The sequence below is a fragment of the Psychromonas arctica DSM 14288 genome, assembly GCF_000482725.1.
Classification (GTDB): Bacteria; Pseudomonadota; Gammaproteobacteria; order Enterobacterales; family Psychromonadaceae; genus Psychromonas; species Psychromonas arctica.
In genome coordinates, this window is sequence record NZ_AXWP01000001.1 from 318,173 (window position 1) to 338,958 (window position 20,786).

Genomic DNA, 20,786 nt, shown 5'->3' on the forward strand with positions numbered 1-20,786 from the left:
GAACGCGAATAATCAAAGAAGAAGAGACAACTGAAATATCCTATTATATTAGCTCACTGGAAGTAGATTTAGCTCAGATATCTAGAGTAATTAGAGGGCATTGGGCGATTGAAAATTCGTCGCATTGGGTACTCGATATGACTTTTAAGGAAGATGAATCACGAATTCGTCGGGGAGACGCGCCTGAAAATATGGCAACTTTCAGGCGATTTTCTATGAATTTAGCACGATTAAGTCCAATAAAAGATAGTATTAAAGGCAAGCTTAAGCAAGCCGGGTGGTCTGATGAAGTTAGAGAAAAAATCATATTCGGCTAATTATTGAACAAGTATGATTTTGCCCTGAACCAGATAGATATTAAGGTCATTAAAGTCTCGAATTAATAGAGAAGTTGTTGTACTAGTGTCATATGTGCTGTTAGTAAAAAGAAAGATTTTGAATAATCGTTTATAAAATTAATGAAGTGATAATGCAGTTTATTATAAAACTTAGATTCAAATATTAATAGCAGATACAAATAAGGTCACTGGCTGATAATACTTTTTTCAATCCTCATAATGTATCTTAGATTGATGTAAATGTTTAAATGTTTAAATGTTTAAATGTTTAAATGTTTAAATGTTTAAATGTATATTTATTATAATCCTGCCTTATAACATCGAATCATTACCCTCGTTATTGTAAATAAAAATCAATATACTTGATAAATATGAAATGCTTTCAATGAATTGAATGATGAATCGGCCTTATAACTATTTTCTATATCCTATCTGAATTCGTTACTGCCGATTTATAAGAGAACACTGCATAATGCTTTCAAATTATACATATCTTGTGACTTTGTAAGGAAACACATGAACAATAAAAGACTAACTCACCTTAAAGCGCTTGAGGCTGAATCAATTCAAATTATGCGTGAAGTAGCTGCTGAATTTGATAATCCTGTAATGTTGTACTCAATAGGTAAAGATTCATCTGTTTTATTACACCTTGCGCGTAAGGCATTTTATCCGGGAAAAATTCCTTTCCCGCTACTACATGTTGATACCGACTGGAAATTTAAAGAAATGATTCAGTTCCGCGATAATTTAGCGGAAAAGTATGATTTCGATTTATTAGTTCATAAAAACCCTGAAGGCATTGCAATGGGTATGGGGCCGTTTACACATGGTTCTGCAAAACATACTGATGTGATGAAAACACAAGGCCTAAAACAAGCATTAGACCATTACGGATTTGATGCTGCATTTGGTGGCGCGCGTCGTGACGAAGAAAAATCTCGTGCCAAAGAACGTGTTTATTCTTTCCGTGATAAAAAGCACCGTTGGGATCCAAAAAATCAACGCCCTGAATTGTGGAACATCTATAACTCAAAAGTAGACCGTGGAGAAAGTATTCGTGTATTCCCATTGTCTAACTGGACTGAGCTTGATATCTGGCAGTACATCTATCAAGAACAAATCGAGATGGTGCCTTTATATTTCTCTGCACCGCGTCCTGTTGTTGAGCGTGATGGTTCATTGATTATGGTTGATGATGAACGTATGCCACTTGAAGAAGGTGAAGTGCCTGAAATTAAAAATGTGCGTTTCCGTACATTAGGTTGTTACCCATTAACCGGTGCGATTGAGTCTGAAGCCAAAACATTACCTGAAATTATTCAAGAGATGTTGCTGACCACTACTTCAGAGCGTCAAGGTCGAGTTATCGATAACGATTCTGCAGGTTCAATGGAAAAGAAAAAAATGGAAGGTTACTTTTAGGCCAACGCTTAAATAACCCAGTCCTATAGAGAGTTAAGGAAAAAAAATGACTAACGATACAAATCTAATCGCATCAGATATCGAAGAATATTTACGAGTGCATGAAAATAAAGACATGATGCGTTTTATCACCTGTGGCAGTGTCGACGACGGTAAATCAACATTAATTGGCCGTTTATTATATGACAGTAAGATGATCTTTGAAGATCACATGGCCGCAATCGAAAAAGATTCAAAAAAATTCAATACAACTGATAACACGTTTGATTTAGCGTTATTAGTAGATGGTTTACAGTCAGAGCGTGAGCAGGGCATTACTATTGATGTTGCTTACCGTTATTTTGCAACAGAGCAACGTAAATTTATTATTGCAGACACGCCTGGACATGAACAATATACGCGTAACATGGCAACAGGTGCGTCTACATGTGATTTAGCCATTATTTTGATCGATGCTCGTCACGGTGTCCAAGTGCAAACGCGTCGTCATTCATACATTTGTTCTTTATTGGGTATTAAGCATGTTGTTATTGCTATCAATAAAATGGATGCAGTGGGTTATGATCAAGAAATATACAGAAAAATTAAAGCGGACTACCGTGAATTTGCTAAGCAATTAAACATTGCTGATGTGCGTTTTGTGCCTATTTCTGCACTTAAAGGTGATAACGTCGTAAACCAAAGCGAAAATATGCCTTGGTACCCAGGTTCACCATTATTACGTTTACTAAACACAGTTGAAATTAACAGCAATGCAAATGATCAATTCCGTTTAGGCGTGCAATACGTTAACCGTCCAAACTTAGATTTCCGTGGTTTTGCTGGTACGATTGCATCAGGTGATATTCGTGTTGGTGATACGATTGAAGCATTACCATCGGGTAAGCAAAGTAAAGTGAAAGAGATTGTAACCTTTGACGGTAACATTGATGTTGCTTATCAAGGTATGGCGATTACATTAACACTTGAAGATGAAATCGATATCAGTCGTGGTGATATGATTGTTCGTCCACATGAAAAACCTCAGTCGACTAAGAGCTTTGAAGCTGACGTAGTTTGGATGGACGAAACACCATTAAATGTTGATCGTGAATACATCATTAAGGTTGGTAGTAATTCAACAGTAGGTTCTGTTACGTCGATTAATTATCAAACAGATGTTAATACCATTGAACAAAAACCTGCAAATCAATTAGCATTGAATGAAATTGGTAGTTGTAATTTTGAAGTTGCAACGGAAGTACAGTTCGATGCCTATGCATCAAACCGTGCAACAGGTGCTTTCATCATTATTGATCGCCTTACTAACGGTACTGTGGGTGCGGGTATGATCAAACAGGCCGTTGACGCTAAAGCATCAACTAAACCAGCTTACAGTGATTTTGAAGTTGAGTTTAATGCATTAGTTCGTAAACATTTCCCACATTGGGAAGCAAAAGATATCCTAAAAGGATAGTTGCTCAATAGTGTCTGGTTGCCAGTTTATACTGGCAACTAAACGCGCAGTTAACTGACGGCTTATTCATGACACTTCAATCCTATTTTGTACTTGCTGTTTTCATCTCTACTATCATTGGGTTAATTAATTTCCAACAACGTCCAAGCTTTGTTTTTGGTGTTGCATTATTAACCTTATTTTCAACTCAGATGGTAACTACTGATCAAGTTATTAAAAGCCTTTCAAATGAAGGTTTATTGACGCTTATTTTATTAATGCTGTGTTCAATCGCGCTTGAAAAAACACGTTTGTTACGTTTGGTTGCTATGAAAGTGATCCGGCCTAGCTATAGTGCAACGTGGATGCGTTTATTTGGTTTTACCGTTATTTCTTCAGCGCTTCTGAATAACACGGCTGTTGTGTCTACAATGTTGGCGCCGATCCGTAACAACCCTAATCATTGTGCTAGTAAATTATTAATTCCTTTATCCTATGCGGCGATCCTTGGTGGTACGTTAACCCTAGTGGGCACATCAACTAACTTGATCGTTAATAGTCTAGTATTGGATGCTAATTTACCCTCACTCGGTTTTTTCGATTTTACCTTAGTTGGATTATGTCTTGTGGCTGCCTGTGGGGTTACCCTGTATTTATGCCGCAGTATTTTACCCGATAGAGATATGAAGCTTGGTAAAGCACAATCTTATTTTATTGAAGCTAAGGTAAATCCTGAATCAAGTTTGATAGGCAAAAGTATTGATCAAAATGGTCTGCGCCATTTGCAGTCCTTATTTTTAGTTGAAATTATGCGTGGCGAAGTACTGCTCACTGCAATCACACCAAGTGAAGTGCTACAAGCTAACGACAGGCTGATTTTTAGTGGTGATATTTCTAAAGTAAGTCAATTACGATCCTTTGATGGACTGTCTATCTTTGCCGAACACAGCGGGTTACCCATAGATAATTTACGAGAAGTAGTGGTACGACCTGAAAGTATTTTAAGAGGTAAAACCCTTAAGTCGGTTGGTTTTCGCTCGTTATTTGATGCTGCAGTGGTGGCGATTAAACGCGATGGTGAAAAAGTTTCTGGCAAAATTGGTAAGTTAAAAATAAAACCAGGTGATTTCTTAGTACTTGCGGTGGGTGAAGATTTTAAATCACGTAGAAATATTCGAAAGAATTTTATATTGTTATCCGATGTTGAATTAGACTCGAGCCTATCAGGTAAAAAAGAAATATTAGCGATTGCAGGTTTTTTTATTGCCATTACCTTAGCCGCGTTGGGTTTGGTGCCGCTGTTTAAATCGGTTTTATTATTATTAGGCGTATTGTTATTATCTGGCTGTTTAACCAGTAGTGAATTAGTGAGACGTTTCCCCACCGATATTTGGGTGATTATTTCGTCTGCAATTGCACTTTCTTATGCGTTACAAAATAGTGGGGTGATCGATAATTTTAATCAAATGATCAGTCATAATTCAATATTACATAACCCGCTGATGGCACTTATAGCCGTTTATATGATTACGTTATTATTGACAGAGTTAGTCACTAATAATGCAGCTGCGGCGTTAATATTTCCTATTGCCTATGGATTAGCTGTGAGTATTGATGCTAACCCCATTGCCTTTATTATGGCGGTTGCATTTGGAGCAAGTGCGAGTTTCATCAGCCCCTATGGTTACCAAACCAACTTGATGGTTTTTAATGCTGGGCAATATAAGTTACAAGATTTTATTAAAATAGGCGTGCCGGTCAGTCTAGTTTATAGCGTCACTTGTATTATTGCGATTGTGACTGTGTTTGGTCTGTAACTGTGCTTGGATTGTAAAATAACGTGTTTAAAAACATGCGGCCAAAGCATCACCAAGGACTGCCGTATTGAAATAATTGATAACGACTTTAAGAGAGAATTAATATGAACAACCCTTATATAGAAAAAGATGTTGATGGCGAAAAATCATCGGATGTCGTTTGGCATCAAGCAAGTGTCTCTCATCAAGATCATTGTCACTTAAATGGACATAAAGCAGCAGTATTATGGTTTACCGGTTTAAGTGGATCAGGAAAATCGACGGTTGCTAATGCAGTGGATTTGATGTTGTTTCAGCACCAAGCTAAAACTTACGTATTAGATGGCGATAATGTACGCCATGGTTTGAACGGGGACTTGGGTTTTTCAGATGCTGATCGCGTTGAAAATATTCGTCGTGTAGGCGAAGTCGCTTCGTTGTTTGCTGATGCGGGTTTATTAGTCTCGACGGCTTTTATTTCACCCTTTGTTGCCGATCGCGAAATGGTTCGTTCACAATTACCAGAAGGCCAGTTTATCGAAGTGTTTATCGATACGCCGCTAGCCGTGTGTGAATCTCGTGACCCAAAAGGTTTGTATAAAAAAGCACGTGCTGGTGAGATAAAAAACTTTACGGGTATTGATAGTGCCTATGAAAAACCGGTGAATCCTGAAATACATGTTCAAACTGAACGAAAATCTATTCAAGCATGTGCTCAACAAGTAATTGATTACCTGAAAGAAAATGAGTATTTATAATGCATTATGATGTCTTTAATGGTGATGCCGATGGCATTATATCCCTGATTCAATTGCGCCTAAGTAATCCTTTACAGGCAACCTTGGTAACTGGTGTTAAAAGAGATATTCAATTATTAAAAAAGATTGAAATAACCGCGCAGGATACTGTTACTGTATTAGATATTTCAATGGAAAAGAATAGTGCCTGTTTAATTGAAATGTTAAATAAAGGGCATGATGTATTCTATGCGGATCATCATCGTTGTGGCGATATTCCTAGTAATAAAAACTTAACCGCGTTAATAGATCTCGACGCAAATACTTGTACAGCATTGATTATTGATCAGCATCTAAACAGACAATTTCATAGTTGGGCGATTTGCGCAGCCTACGGGGACAACTTAATTGCCAAAGCAGATCAGCTTGCCAAAGCGGCAGGTTACGATCAGCAACAAAGAGCACAACTACAAGAGCTAGGCACGTTAATTAATTATAATGGTTATGGCAGTCAGTTATCGGATCTGCATTATGATCCTGCGGAGCTATACCGTTTGTTGTTAAACTACGTCTCTCCCTTTGATGTGATCGCTGATCCAAATTCTCCATTTTCAAAGCTACAATTGGCTTACCAAGCCGATCTTAATAAAGCATTAGCGATTTCATCGCAATACAGCTCTGCATTATTAAGTATCTTTGAATTACCAGACCAGGCTTGGTCTCGCCGAATTAGCGGTGTTTATGGTAATTTATTAGCCAACCAACAACCTGATAGTGCGTTTGCAGTATTAACAGAAAATTCAGAAAATAATTATCTTGTTTCACTTAGAGCACCGCTTAATAATAAACAAGGTGCGGGTGATATTTGTAGTCAATTTGATACTGGAGGAGGTAGGGCCGCCGCTGCTGGGATTAATAATTTACCGAGGAATGAGTTATCACGGTTTATTGAATTAGTAGAATTGCAGTATAAAAGTTAACGTCATAAAGCATAGATAGTGTTAGGTATGTCTATTCATACCTAACTGTTTGTATTTGATTTAGCTATTTTAATTTTTAGTTTCATTAATTTAATACAATGTAAGCCTTAAGGTTTCTGGCAGACAATCTGCGCAACCGCACGATCAGGGTTGTGCTTGATGCCTTCAAAATAAAATAATATTTCCCAATCTTTAAAAAGTGATTTTAGTTCACCTTCTTTTAATAAAAATTGGTCGCGATTTGGACGGCTAAATTGTTTGTTTTGTTTAGTGAATGTTTCATAAATGACAAACCCACCGGGTTTAACCGATTTTTTTAACGCATCAAATAATGGTCGATGTAAATACCTAAAAACTATCACACCTTGCAACTGCATTTTACTGAGTTTGATTGCATCAATTTGTGTTTCAGATTCAAAATCAGCACACCACACATTGCTCTGTTCAACATCTTCATGTGTAACTAAATTAGCTAGATGCACTTGTTGAATATCGGCAAACAACAGATCAATGTTATGCTGTTTTAAATACAAACCATTTTGGCCTTTACCACAGGCTAAATCTAGCACTTGTCCTTGCTCTGCTTTGAATAGATGTTGATGGTCTTGTAACAATTGTGCACTTACCATTATTTAACCTTACTGCTGTTTATATATTTTTTGTTCGATAGATCTTATTTGATTGCATTTACTTTAACGCCATTTACATAGAATAAATCACTGTAGTGCTTCAATAAGTTCTTTTACGTTTTTAAGTGCGATGATTTTTTGGTCACCTTTAACAAATTGTTGCATGGATGCATGATAGGCAACCGAAGGGATAAATATTTGCTTTTTACCGTGACTTAATGCTTCTCTTACTCGAGGTACAATTTGTGGAATTTGACGTAATTCACCGGTTAATGCTAACTCTCCAATAAACACAGCATCGTTAGGCAAGGGTTTGGAGTTAATAGAACTGAGTAACGCAGCAGTAACTGCCATATCCGTTGATGTTTCAGAATCGGACATCTTTAAACCTCCTACTAAACTGATATTAATATCGTAATAGGTTGGGATGCCACCGTGTTTTTTTAATACGGCGGTAATTAATGATAAACGACTATAGGAAACACCAATACAGTTACGAATTGATTTTTCACCTTCAACTTCAGTGGCTAATGCTTGAATTTCGATGAGTAAATTTCGAGCGCCATCTTTAATTACTGAGATAGCAGAACCTTCAAAGTGTTCTTCACTACCCGATAAAAATAAACGACTTGGGTTATCAACAGAGCGCATGCCTTTTTCGGTCATTTGAAAAATACCAACTTGTTCTGTGTCTCCAAAGCGGTTTTTATCTGCACGTAAAATACGTACTGATGCATCATTAACCTCAATATGTATGGCAGTATCGATAATATGTTTAAGTGTTTGCGGTCCAGCCATTTGTGAGTTTTTGTTTACCTGGCCCACTAAAATTAATGTTATGCCATGCTGCTTACATAATCGGTTTAATATTTTTGCACAGGTTTTAACTTGTGTCACACCACCGGCTGAACCATCAACAGAATTAGATTCAAATGCTTGTATTGAATCAGCAATTAAAAATCGTACGTTATTCTCAATACATTGGTCTACGATATCTTCAATACTGTCGGTATCAGATAATAAAAAGTTAGCTTCATTAAAATTTAAGTTCAAACGTTCGATGCCACGCTTTGCCCATTGGCTTAAACTTTCCTCTGCAGTGACATATAACGTGGACATAGTTTGTGACATAACTGAGGCAACTTTAGTGAGGAGGGTGGTTTTACCTGAGCCCGGGTCACCACTTATTAATACTACTGACCCAAGGGTAATACCATCACCCAACACACGGTCTAACTCACTTAAGCCGGTAGATACTCGTTGTGCATTTTCGACTTGTACTGAAGAGATGCGTTTAACACCATTAGTGGTAACACCTGCATACCCTCCGACGTTATTACGGTTGATTGCCGCATTGACTGATTTAGTGGTGCTTGAGGCTTCTCGAAACTCGGTAATGGTGTTCCAAGCTTTACATTCCCCACATTGGCCTTGCCATTTGGTATAGTCAGCACCACAGTCACTACAAACATATGATATTTTTGTTTTTGCTTTAGCCATTATAGATTCCGTATTTTAAAGCGGGTGTTGTTAAATAGTCAGGGTTTAAAGTTGCTATTTATTTAAAGTCTGTTGTTCATCTAAGGTTTGCTTAGATAAGTACTATTTATCTAACGCTATATTTTCATTAAATAATTTAATCGCTTGGTTTGATTTAGCATAGTCATAACCATGAGAAGTTAAATGACGTAGCGCTTTACTCTTTTGTTTTTGATCGTCGATAGAGACTCTGAATTTTTTAGAAAGTAATAAACATGCTTCGTCGAGATCGTTAAAGCTTGGAGTTGGGAAGTTTTCATTATGTGATTCAATGGCTAATGCAATATCACTAAAATTATGTCCTTTAGCTTGTAAAAATCCCATCGCTTTTTGCTTTAGATGCTGAGTGACAATTGCTTCATTAAATTTATTCTCTAATAGTTGTTGCGCGGCATCTATGTAATTAAACTCATTTTCATCAAGGGTTTGTTTAATTAAACGCTCGCCGATCCCTTTTTGTTTAAGGTCTTGTTTAATGCGTGTTTCACCATAACCTTTATTGCGAGAGCTACGTAAAAAAGATTCAGTAAATCTCTGATCATTAAGATAGTTATAATCTAAGCATTCATTAATGACCGTATCAATCCACTCTTGATTGTCAGTTTTACGTTGCAACTTTTTTATTAATTCAGCTTCGCTATGATCTCGACGGGATAGGTGCCAAAAAGCACTACGACGAACGCCTTCAATATCCTTTGCTATCTTAATAGGTTTATTTGCAAACATAATTGACTCACTTAAGTGTGTTTATATACAGTATAACGTTATTGTGTGTAAAATTGCACGTGCTTGTTGAGACGAGATAAAATCAATGTTATCAAAGGACTTGTATTACCAAATGATCACCCTATAATATGCGACCCCATTTGGGATAAATAATAAGCGGGTTCCCTCACCCCGTTGTTGAATTTAAAAAGGTCAAAATATGTTATCACTTTCAAACACGCAAATTCGCCGTGCTGTAACGCTATTGGTTGGATTTCACATCATTATAGTTTGTGCTAGTAATTATCTAGTACAGCTCCCTTTTACGCTATTTGGTTGGCATACAACATGGGGGGCTTTTAGCTTTCCTTTTGTATACTTAGCAACTGACTTGACCGTAAGAATATTTGGTCAAAAAGATGCTCGACGCATTATTTTCAAAGCGATGTTACCTGCATTGATTGTTTCCTATGTGATTGGCGTTTTATTCCATCAAGGTGTATTTCAAGGTATGGATGCGCTCGCTGAATATAATAGCTTTGTATTGCGGATTGCAGGTGCAAGTTTTGCTGCGTATCTTTTTGGACAGCTATTAGATATTAAGGTATTTGCTAATCTGCGTTTAACTAAAAGATGGTGGGTTGCACCTACTGCATCAACTTTATTAGGTAACTTACTTGATACGCTAGTCTTCTTCTCATTAGCTTTCTATGCTTCAACGGATAGTTTTATGGCGGTAAACTGGCCTGAAATTGCAATGGTCGATTATGGCTTTAAACTATTGGTTAGTTTGTGTTTATTCCTACCTGCCTATGGTGTGCTATTAAAAGTATTAGAGAAGCGGATCATCAAAATACCAGCACAATCAGCTATTGCATAAAAATCGTTAAGGTTTAACAACGTTTAAGTCTGAATCTAGCAATTGATTGCAGAGTAAAACATCAATAAGTTCAAAGGGAGGACCTCTTGATGTTTAAACTCACTGTTATTTCCTACTTTACTGCAGGACTTAATAATATCAATTTCATTAAGTTTATGATCAATTATTGGCAAGTAAAAATACATCAATTTAAGGCTAAAATCGCGTCAAATAGCTGCTCTGTTCGCAAAATTTCTAATGCAGAAATGATCTGTTTTAAGCAACAAAAAATGATCAGCAATTTAGCGGAAGTGGTATAAATACAGCATTTAATTAACCCGTTAAGCAGAATAACTATTTTCTAGCTCCTGCCAATCTTCATCTAACCAACTATCTGGTTTTGGCCACTTTTCTGGTGGTAATGTCAAAGCAAAGTGTTTGATATCGGCCAATCGTTCACCCTCAAAAATATTATCGAGTACCAATAGTGACTGAGGAGCAGTAATAATCGTTATATTGTCGCTTGGTTTTAACAAGGTAGTAGGATCAATTTTCGCCTGTTGACTTTGATAATCATAAATGACTCTAATCATATTCGCTTTGCATTGAGTATCAGAACTTCCTGTGACTGAGTTCGTTTGTAGTAATAAACAATATAACACTCCGCCATGCTCCGGTTCTTTAAAACATTTAACCCCCATCACTTTAAATGATGCTTTGCACACTTGTTGTGCTTTTAAATCCGCTTTAACCAGCGTATATAAATTATCTGATTCAGCTAACCACTTTCTCGTCGAGTTAATCGCAAAGATAGCTGCTAATACAATAGCCGTTGGAAATATAAAGGTGGCATACTGGCTGCTTATTCCAATATCTAAAGTACTGAAGCTAGCCACTAATAGGCTAGATATGAACCAAAGGATACAAAAAGCAGCAAGGGAAAACACCCAAAATACTGCTGTATTTAATGCCGCTTTCAAGTAACGTTTTTGTGGAACGGGTAAAGTAAGGAGAATGTCAGTTAATTGTTTGTGTTCGATTGTTGATATTTTTTGTAAGGTTTTATTTTGCGTTAGCACGTCATCTCTTCCGTGAAAGTAGAGAGGCTATGAAGCCTCTCTTGAGTTTATTTATTGTCTTTATTATTTTTTTTATCTTTTGTCTCATCACGTACAAATTTAATCTCAGAAAAACCCATGCGTTCAAATTCATTAGCGCGATAATTTTTCATTATTCCCTGGCCACGCGAGCTCATTTCTAGCTGTTTTTCCATTGCCCAAAATGACTTTAAATCAACACCTTCAGCCGCTGCAACCGCTTCAAAAATATCAAAGTGTTGACTAAAAGAAAATGAGATTGTTTTTTTGGTGCCTTGGTAAAAATAGGTGACTTGACGTGCCATAGGATTGTTCCAATAAATAAAAAAGAGGATTTTAGCACAGCTTGAAGTGTTGCTATAACTACCTTTTTCGATTTAATTAAATTACTTTTTTTAATAAATTTGAGCTAACCCTCTGAAAAGCAGTTAATAACCCGTATTTTTGTCATTTTGTATTAATTTATTGGTGTAAAATTGAAGTAATAATAAAACTAATTTTTCAGAGAAGGGGTGTGCTAAGCAAATACACATTTCTTTCAACTTAAAGGTCAACTATGTCGCTTAACCTCTCACATAATAACTTAATGTCTTTAGCTGATTATACTTTTAAAAAGTATGCATCGAATACCTTTTTGACAAATGTAGGAGAAGAAGGGTTCACCTATCAGCAAGCAGGAGAAAAAGTCATTCAACTGCAAGCCATGTTTAAAGATTTAGGCATAAAACAAGGAGATAAGGTAGCGATATGCAGTGAAAATATGCCACATTGGGGCATAGTGTATCTTGCAATAACTGCAATGGGAGCTATCGCGGTTCCTATTTTGCCAGATTTTCATAGTAATGAAATTCATCACATTATTAAGCATTCGCAGGTGCAAGCTATTTTTGTTTCAAACAAAATATGCACACGGCTTAATGAAGATGACTTTAGCTCTAGCCTCTCTTATGTTTTTTCAATGGAAACATTAGATATAATAGAGGATAAAACGCCTAAACATTCGGATTTATTTATTAAAGGCGCACAAACTATTGCGCAGATGAAAGATAAAGCCATACAGTTTGCAAAGCAGCAAAAGCTCTTGAAAATGAGTGAAATCGATAATTCATTAACTATCAATCCAAACGATGTTGCAGTTATTATTTACACCTCAGGCACAACGGGACAATCAAAAGGTGTGATGCTAAGTCATTACAACTTAATGGCGCAATTGTATCAAGCAAACACCTTAGCGGATATCATTGAGACAGACCGATTTTTATCAATCTTGCCCTTAGCGCATACTTTTGAATGTTCAGTTGGCCTTTTAGTACCTTTTGCAAACGGTGCTTCGGTACATTACATCAACAAGGTTCCTTCACCAAAGATCATTTTAGCGGCAATGCAGCAAGTTAAACCAACTTGTATGTTAAGTGTGCCATTAGTGATTGAAAAAATTTATAAAAGCAAAGTTATCGCCGAAATTAATAAGAATAAAGTAACAAAATTTATGTATGAAAACATTAGCTTTGTACGTAAACAATTAAATAAAGTGGCCGGTAAAAAATTGATGCAAAGCTTTGGCGGAGAAATTAAATTCTTTGGTATTGGCGGGGCTAAGTTATCAAAGTTTGTTGAGCAGTTTTTATTAGAAGCTGGTTTTCCTTATGCCATCGGTTACGGGTTGACTGAAACTGCACCTATTATCGCTGGTGCGGTGCCGGGTAAAACACGCATTGGTACAACCGGCGTTTTTGCGCCAGAAATAGAATATCGATTTGTAAAACAAAATGAACAGGATCGTGATGGCGAATTACATGTGCGTGGCCCTAATGTGATGCTCGGGTATTATAAAGAGAAAGAGCGAACTGAAGAGGTCTTAGATGCTGAAGGGTGGTTTAATACGGGTGATCTAGGTTATGTCGATGATATGGGGATTTTAACTATTAGTGGCCGCAGTAAAAATGTGATTATTGGATCGAGTGGTGAAAATATTTACCCAGAGTCGGTGGAGTCTGTGATTGAACAGCACCCGTTAGTCATTGATTCTATGGTCTATGAAGTAGATAAAAAATTAGTGGCTAAAATTTATATCGATTATGACCTGTTTGATGAACAGCATAATTTAAAAACACAAAGTGATTTTGATTTACATAAAGATATCGTTTCTTTATTAGAAAGCATTAGAAATGAGACAAATAAAAGCTTAGCTTCGTTTTCTAAAATTAGTTCAGTGGTTGAACAGGCTGAACCTTTTATTAAAACACCGACAAAAAAAATTAAACGCTATTTACACATCTAACGTATTAGTTAGCTTCGGATATTTGAGCGTTAGATGTGGTTAATTTAAATTGTTGGATATTGTTGAAAGGTAAATGCTGTTAACGCTTTTAAAAATAGTAAAATGAATACTTTATGAATAACAAAAAAGTAGTCTATTTAATTTGAACGGTATCCAGTTTAGATTGCTTTTTGGTTAAATAACCGCAATAAAGAGAGGTGTATAGCATCTTCTAGAAGTAATTATTATAACAATCCTTAAACTGATTTAAATCAAAGTCTATTTTTAGCTTCTTAACTACATTAACTATTAAGACATTTACTTATTAGTTAATTTAGGAGGTAAGAATGGATTTTTTATCGATGTTGTTGAATGACCCTATTGTCGGCGCTGGTGTTGCTGTTATCGCGGGTACTTGTTTAATTGTGGGTTATATTGCTTATTATTTTATTAAAAATATCATTAAAGCTGGTCCTCGGGAATAAGATAATAAATATCTAATACGCTGTGAGTTTTGATTAAGGGGTGATAGGTGAAAGGTTTAATAAGTTAATTGAACGATGAGCCCAGATCTTTGGCTATCGCTTTGGCAATAATCAAATTATATCGACTTTTGACTAGTTCAAATACTAAAATACTAAGCGAGTTGATTACATCAGTAATTGTTGGCTCACCTCCAACATGCCTATAATAAGGTGACCTGATCATTCACTGCTAGTTAATAAATGTATCTTCAATTTTGATATCTAATACCAGTACCTTAATACTCATGAACAAAGTACTTAAGCAAGTATTAGCATCTGTATTTTATTCAAATTAGTATTTTCCAACAAATGACTATAAAAAATATTTTAAAATAACTGTTTAACCTCAACATAAATGCATTCATTTCGATCTGATTTGCTATCATAGCGACGTTTTAATAATCAGAGATAAATAACATGGCTAACACTGCATCCGCATTACATATTCTAGTAAAACACCAAGAGAAAGCAGAAGATATTCTTGCTCAATTAAAAAAAGGGGCAAAATTTCAAACTCTAGCAAAAAAATATTCTACTTGTCCTTCGGGTAAAAAAGGGGGGGATTTAGGTGAGTTTAAAAAAGGACAAATGGTACCTGCTTTCGATAAAGTTTGTTTTGGTGCCGAGTTGATCACTCCTCATTTAGTAAAAACAAAATTTGGCTGGCATATTATTAAAGTGCTATATCGAACGTGAATATTTAGGTTTCACTATGTCAATAATAAGTGGGGCTATTAAATATAGCAGTACTCATAATCCTGTTAAACCTTATTATTATTGGTGTTGCTTTTTATTTGTTTTGTTATTACTTTGGTATTAACAAAACAGTTAAAATATATGTTTTATATGCCTTTTATTTGTCTTCGCTCGATAATACAAACATAGTCGTATTTTTTTACTATTTCTTTATGAGTGCTTTTTTAGGCCCGTTTTGATTGATATTTACGACTAAATATCCAATAGCGTTTAAAAAATCACATTATTCATTATTTTATTAAGATATTGATTTGTTTTGTGGTTTTTTTTTTGATTTTGTTTAAAGTGGATGTCAAACTCTAGCCATTAAAGATGGAACTTTTTTATTAAGTGGTTAAATAAATAACGACATTTTAAGCGCATTATTTTTTCTTCTCCTAGTAGGTAAATACTTCATAGATATGAATAACCATGATATTTTAGGGACAAATGACTCTTGGTCACAAAAAGCGATTCGTAGGCAATTTAAGCTACTATCATTAAAAATTCACCCTGATAAATCGGGCACAAGTGAATTATTTAAAATAGTGCATATAGCTTATAAAAATATCACCAGCGGGAAAGGTAATGAACATTTCGTTTATTTACCTTCTGAGGTGATTGTTGTTGATGAAGACAAACTAGACGCAGAGTCTTTACGTATAAAAGTCCATCAGCTACTTGAGGACATCAAAATAAAAACAGATTGTTTAACAGAAGCTAACGCTGAAATTCGAAAACTAACTGCGGATTCTGATGTTGCTAAAGTCGCAAAGCAACTTAAATTTGTATTAACAACGTTATTTATTGTGATGGTTTGTGGCTCGCTTCTGCTAATGACATCATTGAATGAAGAAGAAGATTCAATCTTACCTACGCCTCGATTCTTTATTAGCTCTATGCCCGAAACATTGCCGGTAAAACCTAAAATATTATTAAAAGCTAAAACTCGTAGCTGGAAGCATGTACCAGGGTATTCTAAGTCTAGTGACTTTGGTGAGTTTATTTTGATCACAGAGTTAGGCATTCCAACCTTGATGTTTCAAATTGATAAGTCACTTTATAATAGCGAGCAAAAAGCGAAGTTACGCAATGAAAAGCACGGTTCCTGTGAAGCAGCATTGAGCGTAAATAACTATCAACGTGTAGGATTAATTAACCCTTTTGCAAGAGCCACGATAGATGAGAACTTTATTTTTTCTATTTGGTTATTTGATAGTGTTGATGTAGCCATGTTTAAAGACTTTGAAGTATTAACGCTAATATGTGATGACATAAAATACAGCGCCCATTTAAAACTCGCTGAATAATAGTTAACAATTCGAAAAGTTGTCATGTTATTTGTTTCCTGGATGTCTAATTCACTGACTACAGAATGCCTCTTGATTCTTAACGCGGCTAGTCTGTATTTGCTATAGATTGAGGAAACTACAATGATTTATGTGATTACACAATTTATACTATTAGCTTTTATTGTGTGGCCTATCGCGAACTTAAAGCTATCGATGTTAGGGTTACTGCTTGTTTTGTGTGCTATGTTAGTTGCATTGTCGGCTTTAATGACCAACCGTCCTGGAAACTTTAATGTTCGACCCGATCCAAAACCAACTGGCAATTTGATCGTTCATGGACCTTATCGATATATCCGTCATCCTATGTATACCTCTCTTTTTTTGGGCGGACTAGGAGTACTATTTTTTCAGTTTAGTGAATACAAACTGATTGCATGGTTACTGTTGATTATTGTGTTGTGCCTTAAAGCGCGCTATGAAGAAAAAGCTTTATCTCTACATCATCCTGAATATCGTGCTTACCAAAAAAAATCCAAGGCGTTCATCCCTTGGATTTGGTGATTGAAAGGAAATACTAATAGGCTATCTGCTTTGTAAGTCACCTGAATGTAAGTCACGTGAATATAAGTTACTTACTATAACTTTATCGAACTTTCTCTTCGCATAACTTACAATAACCTCAGCTTAACTGTTTGTGTAAACTGGCGTAATACTGATCACTTGCCAATAGTTGGTTATGTTTTCCTGAAATACGCAATAAGCCATCTTCCATTAAATATATTCGATCCATTTTTTCTATTGCTGTTAGTCGATGACTGATCATTAATAGGGTTTTATCTTTAGCAAATTCAAATAAAAGCGATAAAATCTCTCGTTCTGTGCGTTTGTCTAAGCCTTCTGTCGGCTCATCCAGTAACAACAATGGTGCATTACGTAATAACACGCGTGCAACGCCAATTCTACGTTGTTCGCCGCCAGAGAGTTGCCTTCCTCCTTCACCTATCCATGCATCAAGTGGAGACTCTCCCTGGGTTAACGCAGATAAACCAACCTTTTCAAGAACCGCTATCAACTGTTTGTCGTTGTTTGTTTGCGCGGCAATCTGCTGTTTGTAGTTATCAAATTTAATAGCCTCTGCTTGTGCCAATGTTAAATTGTCTCTAAGGGTACCTGTAAATAAATAAATACGCTGACTTACTATCGAAAGGCCGCTGCTTAAAGCGTGTTGACTGTATCGTTTAACATCGACACCATCGATCAATATTTGCCCTGAATTAGCTTCCCATTCACGTGTGATCAAAGCTAACAGGCTGGATTTTCCGCAACCTGTTTGGCCTAGTAATGCGACTTTTTCACCGGCATTAATGGTTAGTGTGATGCCTTTAAGTACAGCTTGATCTACACTTTTTTCTTCACTTTGCCCAGTGTTATATTCAATCTTTTGATAGGAAAAAACAATATCTTTCAAATCTAAAGCACCTTTGTTGATAATGCTGGTATGTTGATCATTGAAAATGATATCAGGTGTTTGTTGTACTAAATCATTAACCCGTTTACCAGCATCAACACAGGAAGAAAGATGCTGAAAAGCACCGGCAATAGGCATTAACATTTCAATACAAGCTAAAACCATAAACGTTATCATCGCTAACATGGCACCTGGTGGTTGATGTTCGCCAACACCGGAAGCAGCCACATAAAGTACCACTAACATAACAAAACCGTGGCATAAGATTAATGCGGCTTGACTCAATGCAGTTATATTGGCCATCGCACGTTGGCTATCCAATAATGCGGCTTCTGATTGCGCTAATTTTTCTCGAAAACGCAGCTCTACTCCAAATAATGAAATCTCTGCAAGTCCTTGTACAAATTCAAGTATCTGAATGCGTAATAGGCGTTTGCTTTGTAGTAGTTTGATACCAGGTGCTCGACCCAGAAAATAAAAACACCAAGGTAATAGCAACCAAATTAATAATAAGCTGCCACAGATCAAAAGTGCTAAATCTGTGTCTATCCAAGCCACAAAAAAGTATAAACAAAGTAGCATCAATAGGGCGGCAAAGAGAGGTGTTATCAAACGTAGGTAAAGGTGGTCAAGTGTATCTATATCCGCGACTAAGCGGTTTAATAATTCACCTTGTCGTAATCCTTGCATATTTTTTGCACTAAGTGGTATCACTTTTTTCCAAGCCCAAACTCTAAGCTGAGTCAATAACTTGAAGGTAGCTTCATGAGTAGCCAATCGCTCACCATAACGGCTTGCTGTTCTCGCTATAGAAAGAAAGCGAACCCCGCCACTCGGAGTTAAATAGTTAAAGGTTTGTGTCGCAAGTAAGGTTAAACCTGCTACCGCCGAGGCAGACAAAAACCAACCTGAAAGTGACAACAAACCGATCCCTGCCATCAAAGAAGTAATACTTAATAGCAATCCGATTGCCATCATCAACCATTGGTGACGAAATAACTTTATAAAAGGGAGTAACGTTTTCATACATTTTGCTCCTCAGTTTTTACACCGTTTGAATTAAATTGCTCACTTCGCATTTGTTTAAATAATCCATCCTCGAGTGTCAGTTTATCTACGTGACCTTGTTGCACAATTTTGCCTTTATCAAGTACCAAAATACTATCCATTCTACTCAACTGATCGATTCGATGTGTCACCATCAAACAACTTACTCCTTGCATGGCTTCGGTTAAAGAAGCAAGTACTGCATTTTCGCTGGCTCTATCTAGACTAGCAGTCGGTTCGTCAAGTAAGAATAATGAAGCTTGTTGGCCTAAAGCGCGTGCTAAGGCAATTCGTTGCGCTTGACCGACCGAGACACCGGCCATTTGTTCTCCAATAGGGTGATTTAAACCTAATGGTTGTTGTTCAACGAAGTCGAGTATTTTAGCTTTTGCTAGCAACGTATTTATCTTGTCATCACTCATATTGGGATCTGCTAAAGCAACATTATCACGTATACTGCCGTGAAATAGTTGAGGCTCTTGACCAAGCCAAGCGAGGTGTGTGCGCCAATTTGTGATAGATAACTGATTTAATTCAATGCCATTGACTGTGAGTGAACCTTGGTAAGGTAAAAAACCCAGTAAAGCATTCAACAAACTACTTTTCCCTGCACCGCTAGGGCCAACCACTGCGATATGTTGACCTGTTTCGAGTTTAAATGAAATGGGACCAACTAGGATAGTGCCCGAGTGGCTTTTAATAGTTAGATCAGAGGCAATTAATGTAATACCTTGTTGGCGCTCGACTGTCTTAATGCCGATATTATTGAGTGACTTTGTCGTGATGCTTTGTTTAACATCATCGTGTGTGTTGTCAGTTGTTAATGTATTGCTATTATCTATTTCAACTTGATATTCAAGAAGTGCTTTTAACTCTTCCGCTGCGCCGATCGCTTGAGCCTTAGCATGATAATGTGTGCCCATGTCGCGAAGAGGTTGGTAAAATTCAGGTGCAAGCATTAATACAAACATACCTACAAATAAACTCACGCCACCGTTATAGTCGCCAAAATCGAGTTCACCTAAAAAGCTGAAGCCAAAGTAGATCGCTAATACTGCAATTGAAACGGCAGCAAAAAACTCTAACACTGCTGAACTCAAAAAAGCTAAGCGTAATACCGCCATGGTTTTTTTACGAAATGCTTCTGATGCTGCTTCTATCTCTTTACCCTCTGCATTACCTCTATTAAACAACTTTAACGTATTCAGTCCTTTTAAACGATCCATGAAATGGCCACTTAGTTGTGCTAATGCTTTAAAATTTTTACGGTTTGCATCTGCTGCTCCAGTCCCTACTAAAATCATAAAAATAGGAATTAAAGGCGCTGTACAGAATAAGATCAAACCTGCTGCCCAGTTTAATGGAAATACAACCACTAAAATGGTTAATGGGATAAAACCAGCAAGCAACATCTGTGGTAAGTAACGTGCATAAAAATCGTGTAAATCTTCAACTTGCTCAAGCACTATGCTTGCCCAGCTTCCGGCAGGTTTGCCTTTGATAAAAGCAGGGCCTAATTCGCTCATTTTATCTAACACTGCGGCACGAACCTGTAAACGTAATCGTTTACCAGCTTCAAAACTACAACGCTCTCGGGCAAATGCTAATAATGCTCTAATTGGGATCAAAATAAATAAAAAGATAAATTCATTACTGAATGCCGACTTTGGTAAGTCATTGATAATAATGCCATGTAAGATAGTAGAGATGAGATAGGCTTGTATAATTAATGAAAATCCCGTTAATAAACCAAATAATACGGTTAACTTAAGGTAAAAACCGCACGCATACTTTTGTTTTTTTAACCATGTAATTAGCTGTTTTTCTAAGGGTTTATTCATCTTGTTCCTGATGTTTATAAATAATAGTAAGAGGGGAGCGTTATTCGTTGTTGATTAAAGGTTCGTATAGTTTATCAAC

General features: G+C 36.5%; 20 protein-coding genes. 13 read left to right on the forward strand and 7 right to left on the reverse strand.

What is annotated here, in order from left to right; translation table 11 throughout:
* From H592_RS23810 to H592_RS0101420, 6 genes are all read left to right on the forward strand, one after another.
* Nucleotides 1–317 (forward strand): ISAs1 family transposase (locus tag H592_RS23810; protein ID WP_211235599.1); only part of this gene is annotated, 317 nt, incomplete at its 5' end.
* Between the two features lie 537 nt (nucleotides 318–854).
* Nucleotides 855–1,763 carry a sulfate adenylyltransferase subunit CysD gene (cysD, locus tag H592_RS0101400; protein ID WP_028867162.1) on the forward strand — a complete coding sequence of 303 codons (909 nt, stop codon included), beginning with the start codon at nucleotides 855–857 and terminating at the stop codon, nucleotides 1,761–1,763.
* A gap of 46 nt (nucleotides 1,764–1,809) precedes the next feature.
* Nucleotides 1,810–3,219: a sulfate adenylyltransferase subunit CysN gene (gene cysN / locus H592_RS0101405; protein ID WP_028867163.1), complete on the forward strand. Its 1,410-nt coding sequence runs from the start codon at nucleotides 1,810–1,812 to the stop codon at nucleotides 3,217–3,219.
* Between the two features lie 68 nt (nucleotides 3,220–3,287).
* Entirely contained in the window at nucleotides 3,288–5,015 is a 1,728-nt protein-coding gene (locus tag H592_RS0101410; protein ID WP_028867164.1) for an SLC13 family permease, read from the forward strand.
* 104 nt (nucleotides 5,016–5,119) lie between these two features.
* Nucleotides 5,120–5,752 (forward strand): adenylyl-sulfate kinase, encoded by a 633-nt coding sequence (cysC, locus tag H592_RS0101415; RefSeq protein WP_028867165.1) that lies wholly within the window; start codon nucleotides 5,120–5,122, stop codon nucleotides 5,750–5,752.
* Nucleotides 5,752–6,711: a hypothetical protein gene (locus tag H592_RS0101420; RefSeq protein ID WP_028867166.1), complete on the forward strand. Its 960-nt coding sequence runs from the start codon at nucleotides 5,752–5,754 to the stop codon at nucleotides 6,709–6,711. The genes cysC and H592_RS0101420 overlap by 1 nt, the downstream gene beginning before the upstream one ends.
* Nucleotides 6,712–6,818: 107 nt before the next feature.
* On the opposite strand, the gene H592_RS0101425 is transcribed toward H592_RS0101420, so the two are convergent.
* The 3 genes from H592_RS0101425 to H592_RS0101435 all read right to left on the reverse strand — a co-directional run bounded on the left by H592_RS0101425 (nucleotide 6,819) and on the right by H592_RS0101435 (nucleotide 9,605).
* Complete coding sequence (locus tag H592_RS0101425) at nucleotides 6,819–7,340, reverse strand: class I SAM-dependent methyltransferase (protein ID WP_028867167.1); 522 nt, start codon at nucleotides 7,338–7,340, stop codon at nucleotides 6,819–6,821.
* 87 nt (nucleotides 7,341–7,427) lie between these two features.
* Nucleotides 7,428–8,840 (reverse strand): DNA repair protein RadA, encoded by a 1,413-nt coding sequence (radA, locus tag H592_RS0101430; protein WP_028867168.1) that lies wholly within the window; start codon nucleotides 8,838–8,840, stop codon nucleotides 7,428–7,430.
* Between the two features lie 102 nt (nucleotides 8,841–8,942).
* On the reverse strand, nucleotides 8,943–9,605 hold the full coding sequence (locus H592_RS0101435) for a regulatory protein RecX (RefSeq protein WP_028867169.1): 663 nt from the start codon (nucleotides 9,603–9,605) through the stop codon (nucleotides 8,943–8,945).
* Nucleotides 9,606–9,804: 199 nt separating this feature from the next.
* On the opposite strand from H592_RS0101435, the gene H592_RS0101440 reads away from it, so the two are divergent.
* Nucleotides 9,805–10,464 (forward strand): 7-cyano-7-deazaguanine/7-aminomethyl-7-deazaguanine transporter, encoded by a 660-nt coding sequence (locus H592_RS0101440; RefSeq protein ID WP_028867170.1) that lies wholly within the window; start codon nucleotides 9,805–9,807, stop codon nucleotides 10,462–10,464.
* An 89-nt stretch (nucleotides 10,465–10,553) separates the two neighbouring features.
* On the forward strand, nucleotides 10,554–10,763 hold the full coding sequence (locus H592_RS0101445) for a hypothetical protein (RefSeq protein ID WP_028867171.1): 210 nt from the start codon (nucleotides 10,554–10,556) through the stop codon (nucleotides 10,761–10,763).
* Between the two features lie 21 nt (nucleotides 10,764–10,784).
* Here H592_RS0101445 and H592_RS0101450 read toward each other — a convergent pair whose 3' ends face one another.
* Both H592_RS0101450 and H592_RS21300 read right to left on the reverse strand, forming a co-directional pair.
* Entirely contained in the window at nucleotides 10,785–11,522 is a 738-nt protein-coding gene (locus tag H592_RS0101450) for a hypothetical protein (RefSeq protein ID WP_028867172.1), read from the reverse strand.
* Between the two features lie 47 nt (nucleotides 11,523–11,569).
* Nucleotides 11,570–11,845, reverse strand: coding sequence for a DUF2960 domain-containing protein (locus H592_RS21300; RefSeq protein ID WP_037070683.1), 276 nt, complete (start codon nucleotides 11,843–11,845; stop codon nucleotides 11,570–11,572).
* A 251-nt stretch (nucleotides 11,846–12,096) separates the two neighbouring features.
* On the opposite strand from H592_RS21300, the gene H592_RS0101460 reads away from it, so the two are divergent.
* The 5 genes from H592_RS0101460 to H592_RS0101480 all read left to right on the forward strand — a co-directional run bounded on the left by H592_RS0101460 (nucleotide 12,097) and on the right by H592_RS0101480 (nucleotide 16,912).
* Entirely contained in the window at nucleotides 12,097–13,821 is a 1,725-nt protein-coding gene (locus H592_RS0101460) for an AMP-binding protein (protein WP_051368866.1), read from the forward strand.
* A 326-nt stretch (nucleotides 13,822–14,147) separates the two neighbouring features.
* Entirely contained in the window at nucleotides 14,148–14,285 is a 138-nt protein-coding gene (locus H592_RS23815) for a DUF3149 domain-containing protein (RefSeq protein ID WP_156916050.1), read from the forward strand.
* Between the two features lie 456 nt (nucleotides 14,286–14,741).
* Nucleotides 14,742–15,020 carry a peptidylprolyl isomerase PpiC gene (gene ppiC / locus H592_RS0101470; RefSeq protein WP_028867174.1) on the forward strand — a complete coding sequence of 93 codons (279 nt, stop codon included), beginning with the start codon at nucleotides 14,742–14,744 and terminating at the stop codon, nucleotides 15,018–15,020.
* 461 nt (nucleotides 15,021–15,481) lie between these two features.
* Entirely contained in the window at nucleotides 15,482–16,369 is an 888-nt protein-coding gene (locus tag H592_RS0101475; RefSeq protein WP_028867175.1) for a J domain-containing protein, read from the forward strand.
* Between the two features lie 123 nt (nucleotides 16,370–16,492).
* The gene (locus H592_RS0101480) at nucleotides 16,493–16,912 is read left to right on the forward strand and encodes a methyltransferase family protein (RefSeq protein WP_051368868.1); all 420 of its coding nucleotides are present in this window, start codon (nucleotides 16,493–16,495) and stop codon (nucleotides 16,910–16,912) included.
* A 118-nt stretch (nucleotides 16,913–17,030) separates the two neighbouring features.
* Here the strand turns inward: H592_RS0101480 and cydC are convergent, their stop codons facing one another.
* Both cydC and cydD read right to left on the reverse strand, forming a co-directional pair.
* Entirely contained in the window at nucleotides 17,031–18,845 is a 1,815-nt protein-coding gene (cydC, locus tag H592_RS0101485) for a heme ABC transporter ATP-binding protein/permease CydC (protein WP_028867177.1), read from the reverse strand.
* Nucleotides 18,842–20,707: a heme ABC transporter permease/ATP-binding protein CydD gene (gene cydD, locus H592_RS0101490; RefSeq protein ID WP_028867178.1), complete on the reverse strand. Its 1,866-nt coding sequence runs from the start codon at nucleotides 20,705–20,707 to the stop codon at nucleotides 18,842–18,844. Before cydD ends, cydC begins: the two co-directional genes overlap by 4 nt.
* Between the last annotated feature and the right edge of the window lie 79 nt (nucleotides 20,708–20,786).

Bases quoted from the DNA above. Each gene is read 5' to 3' on its own strand.
- cysD (WP_028867162.1), top strand. From the start codon at position 855: ATGAACAATAAAAGACTAACTCACCTTAAAGCGCTTGAGGCTGAATCA.
- cysN (WP_028867163.1), top strand. From the start codon at position 1,810: ATGACTAACGATACAAATCTAATCGCATCAGATATCGAAGAATATTTA.
- H592_RS0101410 (WP_028867164.1), top strand. From the start codon at position 3,288: ATGACACTTCAATCCTATTTTGTACTTGCTGTTTTCATCTCTACTATC.
- cysC (WP_028867165.1), top strand. From the start codon at position 5,120: ATGAACAACCCTTATATAGAAAAAGATGTTGATGGCGAAAAATCATCG.
- H592_RS0101420 (WP_028867166.1), top strand. From the start codon at position 5,752: ATGCATTATGATGTCTTTAATGGTGATGCCGATGGCATTATATCCCTG.
- H592_RS0101425 (WP_028867167.1), bottom strand. From the start codon at position 7,340: ATGGTAAGTGCACAATTGTTACAAGACCATCAACATCTATTCAAAGCA.
- radA (WP_028867168.1), bottom strand. From the start codon at position 8,840: ATGGCTAAAGCAAAAACAAAAATATCATATGTTTGTAGTGACTGTGGT.
- H592_RS0101435 (WP_028867169.1), bottom strand. From the start codon at position 9,605: ATGTTTGCAAATAAACCTATTAAGATAGCAAAGGATATTGAAGGCGTT.
- H592_RS0101440 (WP_028867170.1), top strand. From the start codon at position 9,805: ATGTTATCACTTTCAAACACGCAAATTCGCCGTGCTGTAACGCTATTG.
- H592_RS0101445 (WP_028867171.1), top strand. From the start codon at position 10,554: ATGTTTAAACTCACTGTTATTTCCTACTTTACTGCAGGACTTAATAAT.
- H592_RS21300 (WP_037070683.1), bottom strand. From the start codon at position 11,845: ATGGCACGTCAAGTCACCTATTTTTACCAAGGCACCAAAAAAACAATC.
- H592_RS0101460 (WP_051368866.1), top strand. From the start codon at position 12,097: ATGTCGCTTAACCTCTCACATAATAACTTAATGTCTTTAGCTGATTAT.
- H592_RS23815 (WP_156916050.1), top strand. From the start codon at position 14,148: ATGGATTTTTTATCGATGTTGTTGAATGACCCTATTGTCGGCGCTGGT.
- ppiC (WP_028867174.1), top strand. From the start codon at position 14,742: ATGGCTAACACTGCATCCGCATTACATATTCTAGTAAAACACCAAGAG.
- H592_RS0101475 (WP_028867175.1), top strand. From the start codon at position 15,482: ATGAATAACCATGATATTTTAGGGACAAATGACTCTTGGTCACAAAAA.
- H592_RS0101480 (WP_051368868.1), top strand. From the start codon at position 16,493: ATGATTTATGTGATTACACAATTTATACTATTAGCTTTTATTGTGTGG.
- cydC (WP_028867177.1), bottom strand. From the start codon at position 18,845: ATGAAAACGTTACTCCCTTTTATAAAGTTATTTCGTCACCAATGGTTG.
- cydD (WP_028867178.1), bottom strand. From the start codon at position 20,707: ATGAATAAACCCTTAGAAAAACAGCTAATTACATGGTTAAAAAAACAA.